The following is an 18,909-nucleotide window of genomic DNA, read 5'->3' on the forward strand; positions in this document are numbered from 1 at the left end:
GGGGCTCAGCCGTCCACGATCTGCGGGGCGCGGCAGGCCAGCGCGGTGTCGAAGGCTTCGGCGCGATGGGTCGCGCGCATCAGCCCCGCATAATCGCCCGTCCATTGATCGGCGAAACCCGCGACCTTGCCATAGCTATTGTCGAGCAGCACGTGCGGGATGTCGAGCAGCAGCGAGAGAATGTGCGCGTGGAGGCGGTCGGTGACGACCAGCTCGCCGGTCGACAGCATCGCGAGGCCGCGCTGGAACCGCCATTCGGCGAGACGCTGCTGCCGCGCCGCGCGCTGTACCATCGGATCGCGGGTGAGAAGGCGGCCGAGCCCCAGCGACAGGCGCAGGCGGCGCTTCTGACCGGCATCCTCTTCGAGCCAGTCGTCGGCGACGACACCCGCAGGCAGCGCGGCGTCGCCGGCGGCGCGTTCATGGTCGGTGCGGAGCAGCGCGAAGACCGGCGCGGTGGCGGGATCGCGGCGCTGGCGGCCAAGCATCAGCGCGGCGTCGGGGCAAAGCCGGATATCGCAATCGAAATGCTGCTCGGCAAAGGCGAGCGAGCGTGCGTCGCGGACGAGCAGGGTGAATTGCCCGTGCGCGCGAATCGCCTCGGCCATTTCGGCGGCGGCGGCGGGGTCGGCATAGTGGATCGACTGCGGCATCTGGACGATCGGATGGCCGCGATGCGTGCGAAGCAGGTGGAGGCGAAAGGCTTCATGCTTGGGCCAGAGCGTGCCCATATTGCCGCCGCCATGGATCAGGATCGGCCCGTCGCCGATCGCCGCCCGGCACGCCGCGTCGTCGAAATCGGCGATCGCGGAATAATAGGCGGGAAGGCGGCCGGCCTTGCGCAGATACGCCATCTCGCCGAGCCAGATCGCCGAATCGCCGACATTGGAGTGGTCGGGGAAGTCGACGAGGGCGAGCTGGCCCACGGGGATCACGGCGTCGAGCGTGCGCGTGAAGCGCTGGGCGAGTTCGCCGACGAGCTGGTCGGCGGTCTTCTTGGTCATATCGGGCTCTTTCTGAAGCGTTTGAACAGGAACAGGAAACGGCCGCGCCACGCGCCCGAGATGGCGAGCAGCGCGATCGCGTAGAAGAGCGCACCGATCGCGGTGAGCAGCAGCAGTGACTGCCAGCCGGCCAGGTGCGTATCGAGCAGCCGCATCGCGATCGCGAGCGCGACGCCCATCACCGAGGAGGCGATCAGCGGCGCGCCGACCGCGCGCAAACTGTCGACCGGACGGATGCCCGAGGCGCGGCGGAGCAGCCAGATCTGCAGCGGCAAGGTGAGGTAGGCGCGCCCGACATAGGAGACGGCGACCGCGAAGAGCCCGTAAGGGAGCGCCGCGAGCGTCAGGATCACGCCGAGTATCAGCTGCGTCGTCGAGAGCGAGATCAGGCTGCGCGAAGCGCCGAGTACGCTGAGCGAGGGCGAGGCGAAGAAGTTGAGCGTGAAGGGCACGGCCATGAAGGCGAAAATCTGGGCGAGCTGGCCGGCTTCGGCCCATTTGGCGCCGAACACGGTGGGGATCGCGACCGGCGCGAGCGCACCGAAACCGACAAGCGCGGGAAAGGAGAGCGCCGACGCGCGCGCAATCATCCAGCGATAGGCTTTGCGCAGCTCGGCGGGGTCGTCCTTGACCCGCGCGAGCGTCTGCACCGCGACCTGCGTGAAGGGCTGGATCGCGCCGCGCCCGATCAGCTCGACGGTGCGCCAGGCGGTGCGATAGACACCCACCGCGGCGAGCCCGATCCCGGCGCCGATCGCCATCTCCTGCACGCGCACCGTCGCCAGGAACGCGAGCTGGACGTAGATCAGGCTGGCGTTGAGCATCAGATTGCCGCGCAGGATGGCCCAGTCGAATTGCCAGCCCGGTTTCCAGTCATAGGACGCGCGCGACAATATGACCCCGACGATCTCGGTCACGAGGCGCTGGATGACGAGGCTCCACAGCCCCAGCCCGGCAAAGGCGGCCGCCACCGCGCAGGCGCCGCCGATCAGCCCGCCGACGACCGAGCGGAGCGCGGTGGTGCGATGCCCGAACTCGCGCAGGCGCAGCGCCATATGCGTGGCGCCGAACGAGGAGATCGGCAGCGCGAGGCTCATCACCGCGAGCGGCAGCGCGATATCGGGCGCGCCCATCCAGTTCGCGATCGGTTGCGCCAGTGCCATGATCAAAATCGCCGAGAGGAAGGAGAATGCCTGCTGCGAGCGATAGATGGTGTCGAGAAACGCCGGACTCAGCTCCTTCTTTCGCGCGATCGTCTGCACGAGGCCGGCGGTCGCGATGATGCGGAAGGCTTCGGCGGTCACCGCCATTACCGCGAAGGCGCCGATGTCGGCGCGCGTGAGCAGACGCGCGAGGATCACGAAGACGACGAACGAGAAGATCTGGTCCGACAGGAAACGCGTGATCGTCCAGCCGATCGAGCTGCGGCTGCGCGCGCGTAACCCGTCGTCGAAGCGGGCGGGAAGGTCAGCGCTCAAGCAGGCGTCTCGCTTTCAGCATCCGCATGCGCGCGCGTTCGAGTGAGCGCCAGACTTTTTGCCTCATCGAATGATAGAGCGGATCGGCCTTGGGCCCGAAGCGCGAGTTGCCGATGTCGGAGACGATCGCGGCTTCGAGGATCGGCGCGGGATAGAGCGCGAGATTGGGCAGGCCGTGCGCCCACGACCGGTCCATCTCGTCATCGATCGGACGGCGAACGGTGCGGCAATGCCCGGCGAGTCGCCGCGCTCCTTCGAGCGTGATCGCATAGCCCTGCGTGCCATAGGCGAGGCCGACCAGCTCGACGATCGCGCGCGAATGCTGGAGGAAGTCGCGCCGCACCACGCGCTGCCAGGTCGGGCGTTTGGCGTAGAGACGCAGATAATCGATACCCTCCGCATGAAGATCGGTGCGCGCGAGCGGTTCGAGATAGGCCCAGTCGACGACCGTATCATCCTCAAGGACGATCGCCTGCCGCACGCCGCGCGCGACCATGTCCTGCCAGATCGAGAAATGGCTGGCATAGCAGCCGATCTCGCCCTTGCTCATCGGCCGGCCCTTGTTGCTGCGGATTGCGGGTTCATCGATCGTCATGCCGGGCGCGGGGGCGGTGCAGGCATCGAAAAAACGCCACGCAAGCGACGTGCCCGCCGCGCGCGCGGCAAAGGCAGCCCGGCGGGCCTCGGCTGATTCGAGGGACACCACCAAGACTTCGGTGGTTTTGCCCGATTCGGGTAGGGAATCACCCACTTGGATCGCCTTTAAATTGTGGTTGCGCATGGCTGCGCGGTTCAGAACCAACGACGGGCCCGACGCGATCCTTGGTAGCGGGCAATTATTTGAGAGCGAAGGCACTCGCGCTCCAGTCGTCCGGCCAACGGGGCGGCTCGTCTTCGCAGGTGCAGCATCCGGTTGACCGGGATGCCGTGGCAGGCCGATTGGGCCGGTGCGGGGGCACTGGACAGGCGTATCTATGTTTCAAGTTGCAGTCGTCATACCCGTATGGAACGGCGAAGCCGTGCTCGGCCGCTGTCTCGACGCGCTCGCGCGCCAGACGCTCCCGCGCGCGGCATATCAGATCATCGTCGTCGACAATGGATCGGACGATTCAACGCGCACGATTGCCCGCAGCTATGCGGGCGTCGAACTGCTCGAAGAAAAAAGGCCCGGCTCCTATGTCGCGCGTAACCTCGGCATCGAGCGGGTCCGCGCACCGATAACCGCCTTTACAGATGCCGATTGCGAGCCCGCGCCCGACTGGCTCGAGCAGGTGCTCCGCGCCGCAGCGGCGCATCCGGGGTTCGGAGTGCTCGCGGGCAAGATCGAGCTGTTCGACGAGATCGCACAGGAGCGCGAGGTGTTCGGCGACTATGAGCGGCTCTTCAGCTTCCCGCAGGCGCATGCCGCGCGCGGCAATTGCGCGACGGCCAATTGGGCGAGCGAGACGGCGTTGCTGAAGGCGCTCGGCGGGTTCGACGCGGCGCTCAAATCGGGCGGCGACAGGCAGATGGCGCTGCGCATCCGCGAAAGCGGTCATCCGCTTGTCTATGTGCCGGCGATGGCGGTGCGCCATCCGGTGCGCGCGAGCCGCGCCGAGCTGGTGCGCAAACGCCAGCGGCTGAGCGGCGGGCGGTGGGATCGCACCCAGCGGCGCGCGCGGCTTGTCCATGTTCTCGGCATTACGGCGGTCGACACGATCCGGCGGCTGCGCCGCGCGGCGATCTCGCGCGAATTGTCGTTTCGGAGGCGGCTGGCGGTGATGTGGCTGACATTGGAGCTCGCCGGGGTGGCGGTGAACGAATATCTCAATCTCGCGGGGGGACGAAAGGCAGCACGCGACTGATGACTCCTCCCCATGACGCTCCACGGTTTTCCGTGGTGATGCCGCTCTATAACAAGGCCACGCATGTGCGTGCCGCGATCGAGAGCGTATTTGCCCAAACGTTTCCGCCGCACGAGATACTGGTGGTCGACAATTGCTCGACCGACGGTGGCCGCGAGATCGTTGCCGCGATCGGCAACGATCGGATCAAGCTGCTCGACCTGTCGGCGCCGGGGCCGGGTGGCTACGCCGGGCGCAACATCGGTATCCGCGCGGCGCGCGGCGACTGGATCGCCTTTCTCGACGCCGACGACCTGTGGCAGCCCGATCATCTCGCGGTGCTGGCCGAATGCATAAGCGCGGATCCGAGCGCGCGTGCGGTGGGGACGCGGTTTGACCATGTGTTCGAGGATCGCTCGCAACTTCAGCGGATTGCGCCGGAGCTGGAGCGGCCGCAAAGCCTGGACCTTGCCGGCTTTGTGGCGGCGTGGCTGGCGGTGCGCGAATGTCCGATGTGGACCGGCGCGATCGCGATCCGGCGCGATACGCTGTTCGAGGCGGGCCTGTTCCCAGAAGGGCGCGCGGTGCGCGGCGGCGACAAGGATCTGTGGCTGCGCGTGCTCGCCAAGGGGGTGCTGCGTTACGATCCGCGCGTCACGGCGGTCTTTCACCGCGACAGCGACAACAAGGTCAGCAAGTCGACGACGACGCTCGACGTGCCGTGCCTCGTCGAGACCGCGCGCGGGATGCTCGCCGGTGCGACGGCGCGCGAGACGGCGTTGCTGCGGCGGCTCGTGAACCAGGAAATCGCGCATTATGCGCGTTATGCGATGAAATATCCGGGCCGCACGGCGATCCGGGTCGGCGATCTTTATCTGCCCGAGGGGGCAGGCACCGCGGCGCTGCTGCTCGCCGCGAAGCTGATCCCCGCATCGGTCCGGCAATCGAGCTATGCCCTGCGCAACCGGCTGCTTGCGCGGACGTGAAGCCGGTCCGCGCCTTTGGCGCCCTGCTGAGCGGCGGGGCGAGCCTCGCCGCGTGGCTGTCGCTTGTCGGCGGGCTGGTGCCGATGCTCGATGTGCTCGCGTCGTTCCTGCCGCTGTTCGGGGTAGCGACCTTGGCGGGACTGCTGATCGCGCGGCGGCGCCTGCGCTGGACAATCGTCGCAGCCCTGGTCGGCCTGGCGCCGGTCGCGATCGGGGTGATGCCTGAACTGATGCTCGCGATTCCCGCCGCGCAAAAGGGAGCGAGCCCGATCCGGGTGCTGACGCACAATGTCTGGCAGAGCAATCGCGACCCCGCGGAAACCGCACAGGCGATCGTCGACGCGAAACCCGATGTCGTGATGCTGCAGGAGGTGGATGGCAGCTTCGCGCCGATGCTGGCGGCGTTGAACCAGCATTTCGCCCATGCAACCAAATGCCCATCGGGCTGTGACCTTGCCATCTTTTCGCGTTGGCCGATCGCCGACAGCGACTATTTCCTGAAAGACAGGAAGGGCCGGAAATTTGGCCCGCCCCTGCTCTGGGCCCGGATTGCGGGACCTGACGGACACGCTTTCACTGTCGTGACGCTTCACTATCCTTGGCCGACATCGCGCGATCAGGCGGTGCGCAGACAAGATGTAGCGCGCGCCTTGGCACGGATCGATCATAGCTCCTTGATCGTTGCAGGCGACATGAACCTCACCCCCTGGGCCGCGGCGATGCGTGAGCAGGACCGCGCCTTCGCACCGCTCACTCGTATGACGCGCGCGCTGCCTAGCTGGCCGCGCGCCTTTCCCGTGCTGCCAATCGACCAGCTTTATGCCGGACCCGATTGGGGGCTTGTTTCGGCACGGCGGTTGCCCGCCACCGGGTCGGACCATGTGCCGCTGCTCGTGACGCTGGCGCGCCGATGAAGCGGGCGATCACCTTTGCGCTGCTTGGCAGCTGCGGCGTTGCGATGCCGGCGCTCGCCCAGCAATCGGACGCGACCGACGGGCTCGGATCGGTGTCGAGCGAGAACAGCTTCGGCCGCGACCGCAATATCGGCGTGCTCGAACGCCGCCGCCCCGATTACACGCCCGAGCCGATCCAGCTCGGCGTCCTCGAACTGATGCCGCGCATGGCGATCGGCGCCGGTTATGACGACAATCTTTATGCGCAGGAGGACGACCGGATCGGCGATGCCTATCTGCGCATTCGCCCGCGCGTTTCGCTGGTGCGGCCCTCGCCGACGCTCAAGCTATCGCTCGATGGCGAGCTCGACCTGCTGCGCTACGCCGACCGCGCGAGCGAGAACGCCACGCAATATTCGGTGAATGCCGGCGCGCTTTACACGATCAGCAAGTCGAACACGCTCAACGTCATGCTGCGGAACGGGCGCTACAGCCAGGAACGCGTGTCGCCCGATAGTCCGACGCAGGCGTCGCGGCCGATCCGCTTCACGCTGAGCGGGGGGACGGCTACCTATACGCATGTCTTCAACCGGCTGCGCGTGCGCGGCGTGGTCGATGTCGAGAACCGCAATTACAGCGACAGCGTGACGCCCGGCGGCGATCCGATCGACCAGGATTTCCGCGACCACACGACCTACACCGGCACCGCTGTCGGCGAATATGCGCTGAGCCCGAGCATTTCGCTGTTCGCCGCGGGCTCGCTTAACAAGCGCGATTATCGCGAGCGCAGCGGGCCAGTGCCGGCGCGCGATTCCAAAGGGTTCGAGCTTACCGGCGGCGCGAGTTTCGAGCTGGGCCGCAAGGCGCGCGGGTCGCTGCGCCTCGGCTATTTCGAACAGGACTACCAGCCCGCGGAATTCGAGGATGTCTCGGGCTTCCTCGTGCGCGGCGAGCTGGCCTATTTCCTGACGCCGCTGGTGACGATCACCGGCACGGTCGATCGCGGCATCAAGGAAACCGGCGTCAACGGCGCGACGGGCTATCTCGCGACCAACATGACACTGCGCGCCGATTACGAGCTGCTGCGCAACCTGATCCTTAGCGCGGGTGGCGAGCTGGAAAAGCGCGACTTCAACAACATCGACCGCAAGGACGACCGCTGGACCTGGCGCGGCAGCGCATCGTACCTCGTGAGCAAGCGGATGGCGCTGCGCGTCGACGTCCAGCGGCGCACTCAGGCGAGCTGGGGCGCGACGGCGGGGCGCGAATTCGCGGACAATCGGGTTTCGGTCGGGCTGACCTTTTCGGGCCTTTAGTAGACGATCAGGCGGATTTTGTTCGCGACCCGTAGAGCGCGCCTTCGCACGCCGCGAGCAGTTCGGGCGGCGCGAGGCGGTTGATATAGCCGTCGGACCCTTGATCGGAGAGCAGCTTCGCCGGAATGCCGCCGACGACGCCGCGCTCGGGCACGTCCTTGGTCACCACGGCATTGGCGCCGATCGCCGCCTCGGCGCCGACGTGGATTCCGCCGATCACCTTGGCGCCCGACCCCAGGAAGGTGCGGTCGCCGATCACCGGTGCGCCGCGCCGGCTGCCGCGGTTCATATAGCCGAGCACGACGCCGTGGGTGATGTTGACGTTGCTGCCGAGCACTGTGTCGCCGTGGAAATAGAAACCGCCGAAGCGGTTGAGGAACAGGCCGGGCCCGATTTCCATATATTCGGGGATCGCGAAGCCATATTTGTAGCGCGCGCGGAGCAGCAGCCATTTTGCGATGAGGTAGAGGCCGAAAGCCTTGGCAGGCTTGAGTTTGAGCCAGCCGGTGGTGCGCATCAGCACCGTATATTTATACCCCGGGGTGAAGGCGTAATGCTTCACGAAAGCGCCGAAACCGACGCGCCCCGCATAGCGATAAAGGTCGGCGGCGAGCAGCGCCTTCAGTTTGGCGAAGCTCACCGGGCAGCCGCGCCGATGTGGCTTGCCGCTCTCGTCGGACATGGGTTCTTCGAACGCCGGAACGGGCGTCAGCGATGCGGTCGCCATATCCATCAGAAATAGCGCTCGCCGAAGCGGATCGTGTCGCCGGGAAGCACGGCGAAATCGGCGGTCATTGGATATTCCTGCTCGCCGGCCTCGCCCGCGCGCTTCAGGAAGACGCGTTTCTCGTTCGCGCGATAGGTGAAGCCATCGGCTTTCGCGACGGCGCCGCGGATGGTGAGGCCCTGCGTATAGGGATATTCGCCGGGCTTGTTCACTTCGCCGAGTATATAGACGGGGCGGAAATTGGCGACCTGGACCGAAACCTGCGGCTCGAGCAGATAGCCGTCGCCGAGTTTTGCCTCGATCGCCTTGGACAGTTCTTCGGTCTGCAGCCCCGCGGCCTTGACCTCGCCGATCAGCGGGAAGGCGATCGTGCCGGCTGGCGAGACCTCGAAATCGCCGGTGAGTTTCTCTTCGCCATAGGTCGCGACCTTGATCTTGTCGCCGGGCGAGAGGACGAAAGCCGTGGCGGGTGGCGGCGCGGCGCCGCTGCCCGCGAGCGGGGTTTGCCCGGCGCATCCGCCAAGCGCCATCAGCGCCCCCGTCAGTGCGATCTGCCTATGCCATTTCATGAACTTACTCCCGGACGATATGCTGACATGTCTTCGACTTCGGACGCGGCGGACGGCGCGCGCAGGACCGCCTCGATCCGCGCCCAATAATTTGCGGCCGCCTGCTCGACGCCATAAGCCAGCGAGCGGTCGCGCGCCCGCGCGCCGCAGGCGCTGCGGCGGGGCTCGGCGAGCACCTCGACGAGCGCCGTGGCAAAGGCTTGCACGTCATCGGTCGGCACCAACGCACCGGCATCGACATCGATCCTGCCATTGATCGTATCGCGCGACCGGCCGGCCAGAATTTCGGACGGGCCCGACGCGCAATTGGTCGCGACGACGGGGACGCCGCAGGCCATCGCCTCGACGAGGCCATTGGGGAAACCCTCCGCGTTGGAGGGCATCGCATAAAGCGCCGCGCGCGCGACCACTGCGAAAGGGTTGGCGACGAAGCCCGGCATGTCGACGCGATCGGCGATTCCAAGCGAGGCGGCGAGTGCTTGAAGCGCGCCGCGCTCGGGCCCTTCGCCCAAAATGACGAGGCGGGCTTCGGGCGCCGCTTCAGCATAAGCGCGCAGGAGTAGCGGGAAATTCTTGTTCGGCATGAGCCGTCCGGCCGCGACGATATAGGGCCCGGCGGGAGCGAGGGCAGGCGGCTCGGCCGCAAGCTCGGCGATACGCCGATGGTCGACCGGATTGGCGATCGCCGACATCCGCGTGCGCAACACACCGAAATTGGCGGCGAGGTCGTCGACCACGCCTTCGGACACCGCGATGACATGCGCGGCGCGCGGATAGACCATGCGGACCATCGCCTTGGCCGCGAACGCGTCGCCCAGATGGGCGCTGGTGTTGACCCGCTCGCTGATCAGCCACGGGCGGCGGCGCCCGGCCATCGCCCAGGCATTGGCGATATTGGCGCGGGTCAGGAAGCTGAGCGTCGCATCGGGCGACACATGTCCGACGAGCGCGCGCAGCTGGGTCAGGCTCGGCAGCAGTTTGTGCCGGGCATCGAGCTGATGAACCTCGACCCATTCGGGCACCTCATAGGCGCGCGGCTCGTCGTCGAGCAGCGCGAGATGGATGTCGTAGCGCGCGCGCCAGGGCACGGATCCGGCCAGCAGGGTGGCGAGGACGCGCTCGGCGCCGCCGCCCGCGAGCGAGTTGATCGCGAATAAAATCCGCTTTCGATGCAGCATGTTTCCTCGCTGGAATGGGGTGCGGAATTCGCTTCGGGAGAACGCTTACCACGGGCATTTGTTGCAGTGCACACAGCATCCCCCGCTTCATCGTTCCGGCGGGGCAGCTGGCCGATTTCAAAGGGTTTCGCGCCCTGATACGTTTATCAGGGCGGACATCGACGGACGATTTTGCGGAGGTATTTAATGGACATTCGGCGAGTCGAGTGTCTGGATGGCCTGCGCGGCGTCGCGGCCCTCTGGGTGCTCATCGGGCATATGATGATCCTGACCGGTTTCCGCTTGCCGCTGATCGGCAAGCCGGACCTCGGCGTGGACCTGTTCATCCTGCTCTCGGGCTTTCTGATGATGTTCCAGTACCGGCTGCGCGCGACGAGCGAAGACTGGAACGCGCCCGGCACATGGGCGGCTTTCTGGACGCGCCGCTTTTTCCGGCTGGCGCCGCTTTTCTATGTGACGCTCGCGGCGGCGCTGATCGCGGGGCCATTGATCTACGCCGACCGCGTCGCGATCGACAGCTTCCTCGGCCAGTCGCTCCAGCCGAGCGAACGCTACACCGATGGCAGTCTCACCAACATCGTCCTGCACTTGACCTTCCTGTTCGGGTTGCTGCCGGACTATGCCTTCCGCACCCCGCTGCCCGACTGGAGCCTCGGGCTCGAAATGCAATTCTACCTGCTCTTTCCTTTCCTCATCCTGCTCGGGCGGCGGATCGGCTGGATCCCCGCGGCGCTGGTCGCGGCGGGGGGCGGTGTGGTCGTCGCCTTGCTCGCCGGGGCGGCCGGGCTCGACTATCCGATGCCGTCCTTTCTGCCCTTGAAGCTTCAGCTTTTCCTCGCCGGCATGCTGATCGCCGCTGATCCGGGGGAAAGCCGCACGCGGCTATGGTTGCGCCTTGGCGCCGCGATGCTGCTCGCCGCGATCCCGATCGGGGGCGATCAGGACCTGCTGCATTTCGCGATGCGCGAACTGCTCGTGTTCGGATTTTTCGCGCTGGTCCATTGGCGTTCGCTCGGGGTCATCGGCTGGGTCTCGCGCCTGCTCGGCAGCCGGCCCTTCTATTGGCTGGGCGAGCTTTCCTATGGCACCTATCTGATCCACCTGCTGATCCTGCAGCCGGTCGCGGCGGCGGTCATCGGGCAGTTCGGCACCGGGCTCGGCGCCGCCGGGCGGTTCGTGCTGACCGGAGCGGTCGTGGTGCCTGTGACCTATGCCATTGCTTTTGTGACCTATAAGCTGGTCGAGCTGCCCGGGCAGCGGCTGGGCAAAGCGGTGATCAAGCGCGTGGCCGGAGGCGGCACGCCGCGCGCGCTTCAGACCGTGCCCGAAAAGATCGCCGCGCCGTGATGGGTCGGCCGTTTTGCTGATGGATCTAGATGGAGGCTATTGCGATGGACCGACGAACATTGATGGCTTCGATTGCCGGCGTTGCCGCCTGTAGCGCCTGCACCGAGCGCGATGCGACGGCGGAGAAATCCGGCCGGCCAACCTTGGCGATAGATTCCGAGGGGCCGGGGCACTGGCGCATCCGCAGCTGGCAGTGGCGGGCGAATGCGTGGCATCCCCTGATCGCCCGGGCGACGCGGACCGATGCGGGCATCGAAGTCAGCGGACCGATCGATGCGGCGGACCGGGCGAAAGTCATTGCCCGGCTCGGCGCCTAAACTTCCACAGTTCCGGAATAGGTGGAGGGACGCGGGGCCTTTCGGCCCGGCGCGAGCGTGGCGCGATAGACGTCGAGCGTGTCCTCCGCCGCCTTGTCCCAGCTGAAGCGCGCGCGCACGGCGTCGCGATCGACCTGAAAGTCGGCGCAATCGGCGTTCAGCCGCTCGGTGAGCGCCGCGACGTCGCCGACCGGAAAATAATTTGCCGCGTCGAGCCCGATGTCGAGATTGGCCGGGATGTCGCTCAGCAGCATCCGCGCGCCGCAGCTCGCCGCCTCGAGCGCCGCGATCGGCAAGCCCTCGTGATAGGAGGGCATCACGAAGAGCGCGCAATGGTCATAGAGGCACTTCAGCGTCGCGCGCGACTGGACGCCGGCGAAGATCACGCGGTCGCTAGCGCGCGCGAGCAGTTCGCGTGCGTAGCCGCTTTCGTGATCGGCCGAACCGGCGATCACCAGCTTGGCGGTGCAGTTCGACCGCTCATACGCATCGATCAGGTCGTGCAGGCCCTTTTCGGGAACGAGCCGCGCGACGGCGAGGAGGAAGTCGCCGGCCTCAAGCCCCAGCCGTTCGAGCACGAGTGCCGGATCGGCATCGCCGGGCAGGTCCGATGTGCCGTTGGGAATGTAGGAGATCGCGTGCGCGCGCTTCGGGAAGCTCTGCCGGAGCTGTGCGGCGAGCGAGGGCGAGACGGCGATCACCCGATTGGCGAAGCTGAGTGCCAGCCATTCGCCGGCGCGCAGCGCGGTGCGCGCGAAGAGGCCCCATTTGGCGCGGTGATAATCGGTGCCATGGTGCGTGACGACCACCTTCAAGCCGAGCAGCCGGGCCAGCGGGGCGAGCAGGCCGGGGCCGATCGCATGGATATGGATCAGCCCGGCGCCGCGCCGGCGGGCGGAAAGAACCGCGAGGAAGGTGGACACCACCGCCTCGAGATTTTGCGAGCGCGGGCAGGGGATGCCGATAATCTCGACACCGCGATGCTCGCCCACCGGCTCGGGCAGATAGGGCGCGCGGCCGAGCACGACCGACCGGTGATCGGGCCAGATCGCCTTGATCCGCGGGAGAAGCTCCTCGCAATGGCTTTCGATCCCGCCCATCACATGCGGAAAGCCGCGGAGGCCGGTCACGCAGATCGTGGGCGCGCCCGTGAGGGCGCTGGAAGACATATTTGTCCGTTGCAGCATTCTTAAACTCCACTAGCGCCCGGCCGGATTTCCCGGCTCAGGCCACCGCTGCCATCGGCCCTCTTCCACCATTTTCTATTTCGCCCAGATACCAGTCGACGAACCGCTCGATCCCCCGCGCAAGCGGGACCTTGGGGCTGTATCCAGTGAGTGCGTTGATCGCCGAAATGTCGGCGTAGGTCGCGGTCACGTCACCCGGCTGCATGGGCCGCATCAGCTTGATCGCTGGCCGGCCGAGCGCGCGTTCGAGCACCGCGATCATGTCCATCAGTCCGACGGGATTGCAGTCGCCGATGTTGAGCAGCCGGTTTTCGCCGCCCGCCGGCGGCCGGTCGAGCACGCCAACCACCCCGTCGACGATGTCGTCGATATAGGTGAAGTCGCGCGCCATCCGGCCTTCGCCGAACACCTCGATCGGCTGGCCGAGCAGGATCTTCTGCGCGAAACCATAATAGGCCATGTCGGGGCGGCCCCAGGGACCATAGACTGTGAAGAAGCGCAGCCCGCTGAGCGGCAGGTGATAGAGCTTGGCATAGCTTTCGCTCATCAGCTCGCAGCTGCGCTTCGTCGCCGCATAGAGCGAAACCGGCGCGGTGCAGGGCTCGTCCTCGCGAAAACCAGTGCCGCCGAGCGGGCGGTCGCCATAGACCGAACTCGACGAGGCGTAGACGAGATGCTCGATATTGCCCGCGTGGCGCGCCGCCTCGAGCACCGCGAGATGCCCTTTGAGGTTGCTGTGCTCATAAGCGAAGGGGTTTTCGAGGCTGTACCGAACGCCTGCCTGGGCGGCGAGATGGACGATCCGGCGGATGCCGTTCGCTTCGACCAGCTCGCTGACCAGCCCGGGGCTGGCGATGTCGCCGTCGATCAGCCGGAAGTTGAAATTGTCGACGAGCCGCGCGATGCGCGCCTTCTTGAGCGCGACGTCGTAATAGTCGGTGAAATTGTCGAGCCCGAGCACGCGTTCGCCGCGCGCGAGGAGCCGTTCGGACACCGCATGGCCGATGAAGCCCGCGGCACCGGTAACCAAAATGGAGCTGTCGTCGGTCACGCGGCGTGCCTCTTGTTCGCGGCTTCGGCATCGTCGGCGGGCTGGCCCGGCCGACCGATACCGACATAGCGCAAGCCCGCTTCTTCGGCCCGCGCGGGCGGATAGATGTTGCGAAGGTCAACAAGCACCGGCTCGGCCATTGCGGCCTTGAGGCGCGCCAGGTCGAGTGCGCGGAACGCGTCCCATTCGGTGACGATCACCGTCGCCGCCGCGCCCTCGGCGGCGGCATAGGCGGACGATGCATATTCGACGTCGGTCAGCACCGCCTCGGCCGCATCCATGCCCTCGGGGTCATAAGCGCGGACCTTTGCGCCGGCGTCCTGCAGCGTCTGGATGATCGCGATCGACGGCGCGTCGCGCATGTCGTCGGTGTTGGGTTTGAAGGTCAGGCCGAGCACCGCGACGGTGCGGCCGCGCACGTGCCCGTCCAGCGCGGCGATGACCTTGCGGCCCATCGCGCGCTTGCGCTGCTCGTTCACTGCGACCGTCGCCTCGATCAGCCGCAGCGGCGCATCATGATCCTGCGCCGTCTTCATCAGCGCGAGCGTATCCTTGGGGAAGCAGGACCCGCCATAGCCGGGACCGGCATTCAGGAACTTCGCGCCGATCCGGTTGTCGAGCCCGATACCGCTGGCGACCTCCTGGACGTCGGCGCCGACCTGTTCGCACAGGTCCGCCATCTCGTTGATGTAGGTGATCTTCATCGCGAGGAAGGCGTTGGCGGCATATTTGATCAGCTCGCTGGTGCGCCGGCTCGTGAAGACGATCGGCGCCTTGTTCAGCGAAAGCGGGCGATAAACCTCTTCCATCGGCGCGCGCGCGCGCGCGTCCTCGATGCCGATCACGACGCGGTCGGGGCGCTTGAAATCCTCGATCGCGGCGCCTTCGCGCAGGAATTCGGGGTTGGAGGCGACGGCGAATTCGGCGACCGGGTTGCACTCGCAGATGATCCGCTCGACCTCGTCGCCAGTGCCGACGGGCACGGTCGATTTGGTGACAATCACGGTGAAGCCGGACAGTGCTCCGGCGATCTCGCGCGCCGCGTCATGAACATAGGACAGGTCGGCATGCCCGTCGCCGCGGCGGCTGGGGGTGCCGACCGCGATAAACACGACGTCAGCCGCGCCGACGGCCTCGGACAGTTCGGTGGTGAAGGCGAGATTACCCGCCGCGACGTTGCGCGCGACCAGATCGTCGAGACCGGGCTCATAGATAGGGATGCCGCCGGCCTGAAGGCGGGCGATCTTGTCCGCGTCCTTGTCGACGCAGGTCACATGATGGCCGAAATCGGCAAAACACGCGCCCGAAACGAGCCCGACATAGCCGGACCCGATCATTACGATACGCATTACGCGTTGCTCCCTTTTTATATGAAGGCGACTTTTTGCTGCGCCTGCGAACAATCGCCTCTGAGAGTCGGTGACGTCAACTTGCGCGCTTTGAACTGAGCGAATTGGAAGGCGAAATGATCGCTAACAAAATCCCGACCCAGAACGGGACAAGGATAAAAATTGCGATATATTAGAAGCGGATAATTCGGGGCTTTGCCTAAACGACGGTCAGACGAATTAGCTGCAATGCGACGAAACGCTTCGACTTGAACTTGCCACGGCTCGGCGTCCGAGTAGAAGCTAGACAGGATAAAATGCGGGGAAGGGTGAGATGCTGGAAGCGCAACGTGGGGCATTTTTCGCCGACTTGCCGGTGTCGCCGGCCATTCGCCGCGACCGGCTGCGGCGCGCGGTGCTCATGATCGAAAAAAACGCCGAAGCGCTGTGCGATGCGCTCGCCGCCGATCAACCGAATCAGGATCCCGACTCCGCGAGGCTCATCGAAGTGGCGCCGGCGCTGGCGGCGCTGCGGGCGTCGATCGAAGGGGTGGGCCGCTGGATGCGCGCCGAAAGCGGGCGCGGCCTGCTCGCGCGGCTGCGCGGGACGGGCGACTATGTGGAGTATCTGCCGGTCGGGGTGATCGGCATAGCGGCGCCGGCGTCGCTGCCGCTGCTCCGGACGGCGGGTATCCTCGCGGGTGCGCTCGCCGCGGGCAACCGGGTGACGCTAAAATTCGACACGGCCTCGGCGCAACTGGGCCAGCTGATCGGCGCGCTGGCGCAGGATTTCTTCGATCCGCTCGAATTGGCGGTGGCGTCCGATGGCGACTTTGCCGAGCAGGCGTTCGATTTGCTGGTGACAAGCGAAACGCAGGACGGCGATGGGGCGCTGCTTGCGCGCTCGGATAAATCGCCGGTCATCCTTGGGCGCTCGGCCGATTTTGCCAAGGCGGCAGACAATGTGATCGCCCGCAAGCGCCTCAAGAGCGGACGCGCACCGCTCGCGCCCGACTATCTTCTCGTGCCCGAGGAGCAGGAGGAGGCGATTGCTTCCTGGCTGTGGCGCGCGGCGATGCAGCCCGGGGCGAACGAAGCGGTGCTGTCGGACGCCGAACGGGAACGACTGGTGCGGCTATTGGATGACGCGCGCGCGCGCGGGGGCGAGGTGATGACGGCGGAGCCGCGCGGGCCGGGAATGCCGCTGCACATCCTTCGCCATGCCAGCGAGGATATGCTGGTGATGCAGGAGGAGTTTCGGGGACCGATCCTGCCGCTGCGCAATTATGCGCGGATCGAAGATGCGATCGCCACGATTCACCGGCGACCGCCGCCGCTCGCCATCTATTATTTCGGCCGCGATGCCGGCGAGCGCCGGCACGTGCTGGAACACACGCTGTCTTCGGCCATCGCGATCGACGGGCGCGTTCCGTCGGCGGCGAAGGCCGATGCCGGCATGACGCTCAACATCGACCATGGCGAAGTCGGCTTCCGCCGGTTTAGCCGGACGAGGCACGTCTGTCGTCGGCCTTTGGTCGGTTTTGCGCGCATGTCAGCGCGCGACGGCGGCGATGATCTGGGTGGAGCCGCGCCCGCGCTGCACTGACCCCGGACGCGCCACGCCGCGCCGCATCGCGCTGGCCTTGATCGGTGCGCTCCGATTAGCGCGGCGGCATGGACGACCCATCCTCTCGCTTCGCCGCGAAGGCGGTTCAGATCAATGCAGGGGGCGAACCGGTCTATTTCGTGCAGTCGGGCGCCGTCTATCGCGGCGTGCACGCCCGCGACGTGGGCAACGGCCTGTTTGTGATCCGCGAGCCGGTCCATAATGTCCAGATCGTCAATATCCGGGTGGCGGGCGGCTACCGGGTGATCGAGAACAAGGTGGCACCGGAACTGGCGGGGGCGGGCAGCGTCGGGCTTCGCGTGCGCGGGGCCAACGCGACCGATCTCGAACGCAGCTTCGCCCGCATTCGTTATGACAGCCACGACGGGGTGATCGAGGACGTCAGCGCGAGCGGCATGCTGACGACGGGCGCGACCGACCTGCCGGTCGGCATCGCCTTCGACGGCACCGCGCACGACTTTCGGATCGAGCGCTGTTCGATGCGCGGCTTTCAGTGGCAGCGCAAAGCCAGGCAATATTGGAATGGCGACGGTTTCTCGACCGAGCGGGGCAACGCGCGGATGTTGTTTCGCCAATGTGCCGCGTGGGACAATAGCGACGGCGGATTCGACCTGAAGTCGACCGAGACTTTGCTCGATGATTGCGTCAGCGGCCGCAACGCGCGCAACTTCCGGCTCTGGTCGAGCATCCGCGCGACGCGGCTCAGCAGCCTCGATCCGGTCAAGATCGGCGGGATCGGCGACACCAACCATTTCACGATCATGGCGGCGAAAGGCGCAAGCGAGCCGCTGGTCATCCATATCGAGCATCTGGTGGTGAAGAGCGACCGGGGCTGGCCGATCTTCGACGTCCACCACGGGCCGGCGAAAATCATCATCGGCTCGCACGATATTCAGGTGCCGCCGGGCACCCCGCTGGTTCGCTCACGCGGCGGGGGCTCGGTGCCGGGCGGAGTGTCCTTTGCCGGGACACCGCCCAAGCTTTGAATGGCCTGACGCACTTTGGACACGCTTCGACGCCGGGCTCTTGCTGCAATGCAGCGTAAAGGCGCAGGTCGCTCCTCGGCAGCACGCGGCGATCGTGTCTGCCGATCCAACGCTGGTTAATTGGGGGGGAACCCAGCGACCAGAAAAGGGTGAAAAGATGCGAAAAATACGCAAGGCCGTGTTCCCCATCGGCGGCCTTGGAACCCGGTTCCTTCCGGCGACCAAGTCGATGCCCAAGGAGATGCTGCCCGTCGTCGATCGGCCGCTGATCCAATATGCGGTCGACGAGGCGCGCGAGGCGGGCATCGAGCAGTTCATTTTCGTGACCAGCCGCGGCAAGAGCCTGATCGAGGATCATTTCGACCACGCTTTCGAACTTGAGGAAGCGATGGCCCGGCGCGGCAAATCGCTCGCCGTGCTCGACGGAACCCGCCCCCCGCCGGGCGACATCAATATCGTGCGGCAGCAGGAGCCCCTCGGGTTGGGCCATGCCGTATGGTGCGCCCGCCGTCTCGTCGGCGACGAGCCTTTCGCGGTGCTGCTGCCCGACGATCTGATGGTCGGCGAGCCCGGCTGCCTCAAGCAGATGGTCGAAGCCTATGCCGACCTAGGCGGCAATTTGATCTGCACCGAGGAAGTGGCGGCGGAGGATACGCATAAATATGGCATCGTCACGCCGGGCGCCAGCGCGGGGGCGATTACCGAAGTCAGGGGGCTGGTCGAAAAGCCTGCTCCGGACGTCGCGCCGTCCCGGCTTGCCGTCATCGGCCGCTACATCCTCCAGCCCGAGGTGATGAACGTCCTCGGCAGCCAGGAGGAAGGCGCGGGCGGCGAGATCCAGTTGACCGACGCGCTGGCGCGGATGATCGGCCAGCAGCCGTTCCACGGCGTCACCTTCCAAGGCAAACGCTATGATTGCGGCGACAAGAGCGGCTTTGTGACCGCGACGCTGGCGCTGGCGCTCGCCCGTCCCGACATCGCGCCCGCGGTGCGCGCTTTCCTGGCTGCCGCGTAATATGGACGCAGTCACACGGCACATGCCGCGCGGCCGGGAAGCGGACACGCAGGTCGATCGGGGCGCGCTGATCGACC

General features: G+C 66.4%; 18 protein-coding genes. 9 read left to right on the top strand and 9 right to left on the bottom strand.

Features of this window, described 5'->3' with window-relative positions:
* Nucleotides 1-5 precede the first annotated feature (5 nt).
* The 3 genes from ACREBX_RS04805 to ACREBX_RS04815 are packed head-to-tail and all read right to left on the bottom strand — an operon-like array spanning nucleotide 6 to nucleotide 3,233.
* Nucleotides 6-1,004 carry a polysaccharide pyruvyl transferase family protein gene (locus ACREBX_RS04805; protein ID WP_431560611.1) on the bottom strand — a complete coding sequence of 333 codons (999 nt, stop codon included), beginning with the start codon at nucleotides 1,002-1,004 and terminating at the stop codon, nucleotides 6-8.
* Complete coding sequence (locus ACREBX_RS04810) at nucleotides 1,001-2,482, bottom strand: oligosaccharide flippase family protein (protein ID WP_431560612.1); 1,482 nt, start codon at nucleotides 2,480-2,482, stop codon at nucleotides 1,001-1,003. The genes ACREBX_RS04805 and ACREBX_RS04810 overlap by 4 nt, the downstream gene beginning before the upstream one ends.
* Entirely contained in the window at nucleotides 2,472-3,233 is a 762-nt protein-coding gene (locus ACREBX_RS04815; protein ID WP_431560613.1) for a glycosyltransferase family 25 protein, read from the bottom strand. Before ACREBX_RS04815 ends, ACREBX_RS04810 begins: the two co-directional genes overlap by 11 nt.
* Before the next feature lie 223 nt (nucleotides 3,234-3,456).
* Between ACREBX_RS04815 and ACREBX_RS04820 the strand changes: the two genes are divergently transcribed.
* From ACREBX_RS04820 to ACREBX_RS04835, 4 genes are read left to right on the top strand one after another with little or no spacing between them, the layout of a single operon-like run.
* The gene (locus ACREBX_RS04820) at nucleotides 3,457-4,326 is read left to right on the top strand and encodes a glycosyltransferase (protein WP_431560614.1); all 870 of its coding nucleotides are present in this window, start codon (nucleotides 3,457-3,459) and stop codon (nucleotides 4,324-4,326) included.
* Nucleotides 4,326-5,291, top strand: a complete 966-nt coding sequence (locus ACREBX_RS04825) for a glycosyltransferase family 2 protein (RefSeq protein ID WP_431560615.1) — start codon at nucleotides 4,326-4,328, stop codon at nucleotides 5,289-5,291. Before ACREBX_RS04820 ends, ACREBX_RS04825 begins: the two co-directional genes overlap by 1 nt.
* Nucleotides 5,288-6,205 (top strand): endonuclease/exonuclease/phosphatase family protein, encoded by a 918-nt coding sequence (locus tag ACREBX_RS04830; RefSeq protein WP_431560616.1) that lies wholly within the window; start codon nucleotides 5,288-5,290, stop codon nucleotides 6,203-6,205. Before ACREBX_RS04825 ends, ACREBX_RS04830 begins: the two co-directional genes overlap by 4 nt.
* Nucleotides 6,202-7,500 carry an outer membrane beta-barrel protein gene (locus ACREBX_RS04835; RefSeq protein WP_431560617.1) on the top strand — a complete coding sequence of 433 codons (1,299 nt, stop codon included), beginning with the start codon at nucleotides 6,202-6,204 and terminating at the stop codon, nucleotides 7,498-7,500. The genes ACREBX_RS04830 and ACREBX_RS04835 overlap by 4 nt, the downstream gene beginning before the upstream one ends.
* 7 nt (nucleotides 7,501-7,507) lie before the next feature.
* Here ACREBX_RS04835 and ACREBX_RS04840 read toward each other — a convergent pair whose 3' ends face one another.
* From ACREBX_RS04840 to ACREBX_RS04850, 3 genes are read right to left on the bottom strand one after another with little or no spacing between them, the layout of a single operon-like run.
* Nucleotides 7,508-8,233: a serine acetyltransferase gene (locus ACREBX_RS04840; RefSeq protein WP_431560618.1), complete on the bottom strand. Its 726-nt coding sequence runs from the start codon at nucleotides 8,231-8,233 to the stop codon at nucleotides 7,508-7,510.
* A complete protein-coding gene (locus ACREBX_RS04845; RefSeq protein WP_431560619.1) occupies nucleotides 8,233-8,796 on the bottom strand; it encodes a polysaccharide biosynthesis/export family protein in 564 nt (187 codons plus the stop codon). Before ACREBX_RS04845 ends, ACREBX_RS04840 begins: the two co-directional genes overlap by 1 nt.
* Nucleotides 8,793-9,974, bottom strand: coding sequence for a glycosyltransferase (locus ACREBX_RS04850; protein ID WP_431560620.1), 1,182 nt, complete (start codon nucleotides 9,972-9,974; stop codon nucleotides 8,793-8,795). Before ACREBX_RS04850 ends, ACREBX_RS04845 begins: the two co-directional genes overlap by 4 nt.
* A gap of 186 nt (nucleotides 9,975-10,160) precedes the next feature.
* Between ACREBX_RS04850 and ACREBX_RS04855 the strand changes: the two genes are divergently transcribed.
* Both ACREBX_RS04855 and ACREBX_RS04860 read left to right on the top strand, forming a co-directional pair.
* On the top strand, nucleotides 10,161-11,321 hold the full coding sequence (locus ACREBX_RS04855; protein WP_431560621.1) for an acyltransferase family protein: 1,161 nt from the start codon (nucleotides 10,161-10,163) through the stop codon (nucleotides 11,319-11,321).
* A gap of 62 nt (nucleotides 11,322-11,383) precedes the next feature.
* A complete protein-coding gene (locus ACREBX_RS04860) occupies nucleotides 11,384-11,638 on the top strand; it encodes a hypothetical protein (protein WP_431560622.1) in 255 nt (84 codons plus the stop codon).
* On the opposite strand, the gene ACREBX_RS04865 is transcribed toward ACREBX_RS04860, so the two are convergent.
* From ACREBX_RS04865 to ACREBX_RS04875, 3 genes are read right to left on the bottom strand one after another with little or no spacing between them, the layout of a single operon-like run.
* The gene (locus ACREBX_RS04865; RefSeq protein ID WP_431560623.1) at nucleotides 11,635-12,807 is read right to left on the bottom strand and encodes a glycosyltransferase family 4 protein; all 1,173 of its coding nucleotides are present in this window, start codon (nucleotides 12,805-12,807) and stop codon (nucleotides 11,635-11,637) included. The genes ACREBX_RS04860 and ACREBX_RS04865 overlap by 4 nt on opposite strands.
* A gap of 55 nt (nucleotides 12,808-12,862) precedes the next feature.
* Nucleotides 12,863-13,876: an NAD-dependent epimerase/dehydratase family protein gene (locus ACREBX_RS04870; protein WP_431560624.1), complete on the bottom strand. Its 1,014-nt coding sequence runs from the start codon at nucleotides 13,874-13,876 to the stop codon at nucleotides 12,863-12,865.
* Complete coding sequence (locus ACREBX_RS04875) at nucleotides 13,873-15,225, bottom strand: UDP-glucose dehydrogenase family protein (protein WP_431560625.1); 1,353 nt, start codon at nucleotides 15,223-15,225, stop codon at nucleotides 13,873-13,875. The genes ACREBX_RS04870 and ACREBX_RS04875 overlap by 4 nt, the downstream gene beginning before the upstream one ends.
* Before the next feature lie 313 nt (nucleotides 15,226-15,538).
* On the opposite strand from ACREBX_RS04875, the gene ACREBX_RS04880 reads away from it, so the two are divergent.
* The 3 genes from ACREBX_RS04880 to ACREBX_RS04890 all read left to right on the top strand — a co-directional run bounded on the left by ACREBX_RS04880 (nucleotide 15,539) and on the right by ACREBX_RS04890 (nucleotide 18,832).
* Complete coding sequence (locus ACREBX_RS04880) at nucleotides 15,539-16,810, top strand: aldehyde dehydrogenase family protein (RefSeq protein ID WP_431560626.1); 1,272 nt, start codon at nucleotides 15,539-15,541, stop codon at nucleotides 16,808-16,810.
* A 68-nt stretch (nucleotides 16,811-16,878) separates the two neighbouring features.
* The gene (locus ACREBX_RS04885; protein ID WP_431560627.1) at nucleotides 16,879-17,817 is read left to right on the top strand and encodes a hypothetical protein; all 939 of its coding nucleotides are present in this window, start codon (nucleotides 16,879-16,881) and stop codon (nucleotides 17,815-17,817) included.
* Nucleotides 17,818-17,974: 157 nt separating this feature from the next.
* On the top strand, nucleotides 17,975-18,832 hold the full coding sequence (locus ACREBX_RS04890; protein WP_431560628.1) for a UTP--glucose-1-phosphate uridylyltransferase: 858 nt from the start codon (nucleotides 17,975-17,977) through the stop codon (nucleotides 18,830-18,832).
* Nucleotides 18,833-18,909 lie beyond the last annotated feature (77 nt).

This window comes from Sphingopyxis sp. (genome assembly GCF_050725655.1).
In the GTDB taxonomy this organism is placed as follows: Bacteria; Pseudomonadota; Alphaproteobacteria; order Sphingomonadales; family Sphingomonadaceae; genus Sphingopyxis.

Coding starts and splice junctions, on each gene's coding strand:
- ACREBX_RS04805 (WP_431560611.1), bottom strand. CDS start 1,004: ATGACCAAGAAGACCGCCGACCAGCTCGTCGGCGAACTCGCCCAGCGC.
- ACREBX_RS04820 (WP_431560614.1), top strand. CDS start 3,457: ATGTTTCAAGTTGCAGTCGTCATACCCGTATGGAACGGCGAAGCCGTG.
- ACREBX_RS04825 (WP_431560615.1), top strand. CDS start 4,326: ATGACTCCTCCCCATGACGCTCCACGGTTTTCCGTGGTGATGCCGCTC.
- ACREBX_RS04835 (WP_431560617.1), top strand. CDS start 6,202: ATGAAGCGGGCGATCACCTTTGCGCTGCTTGGCAGCTGCGGCGTTGCG.
- ACREBX_RS04840 (WP_431560618.1), bottom strand. CDS start 8,233: ATGGATATGGCGACCGCATCGCTGACGCCCGTTCCGGCGTTCGAAGAA.
- ACREBX_RS04845 (WP_431560619.1), bottom strand. CDS start 8,796: ATGAAATGGCATAGGCAGATCGCACTGACGGGGGCGCTGATGGCGCTT.
- ACREBX_RS04850 (WP_431560620.1), bottom strand. CDS start 9,974: ATGCTGCATCGAAAGCGGATTTTATTCGCGATCAACTCGCTCGCGGGC.
- ACREBX_RS04855 (WP_431560621.1), top strand. CDS start 10,161: ATGGACATTCGGCGAGTCGAGTGTCTGGATGGCCTGCGCGGCGTCGCG.
- ACREBX_RS04860 (WP_431560622.1), top strand. CDS start 11,384: ATGGCTTCGATTGCCGGCGTTGCCGCCTGTAGCGCCTGCACCGAGCGC.
- ACREBX_RS04865 (WP_431560623.1), bottom strand. CDS start 12,807: ATGTCTTCCAGCGCCCTCACGGGCGCGCCCACGATCTGCGTGACCGGC.
- ACREBX_RS04875 (WP_431560625.1), bottom strand. CDS start 15,225: ATGCGTATCGTAATGATCGGGTCCGGCTATGTCGGGCTCGTTTCGGGC.
- ACREBX_RS04880 (WP_431560626.1), top strand. CDS start 15,539: ATGCTGGAAGCGCAACGTGGGGCATTTTTCGCCGACTTGCCGGTGTCG.
- ACREBX_RS04885 (WP_431560627.1), top strand. CDS start 16,879: ATGGACGACCCATCCTCTCGCTTCGCCGCGAAGGCGGTTCAGATCAAT.
- ACREBX_RS04890 (WP_431560628.1), top strand. CDS start 17,975: ATGCGAAAAATACGCAAGGCCGTGTTCCCCATCGGCGGCCTTGGAACC.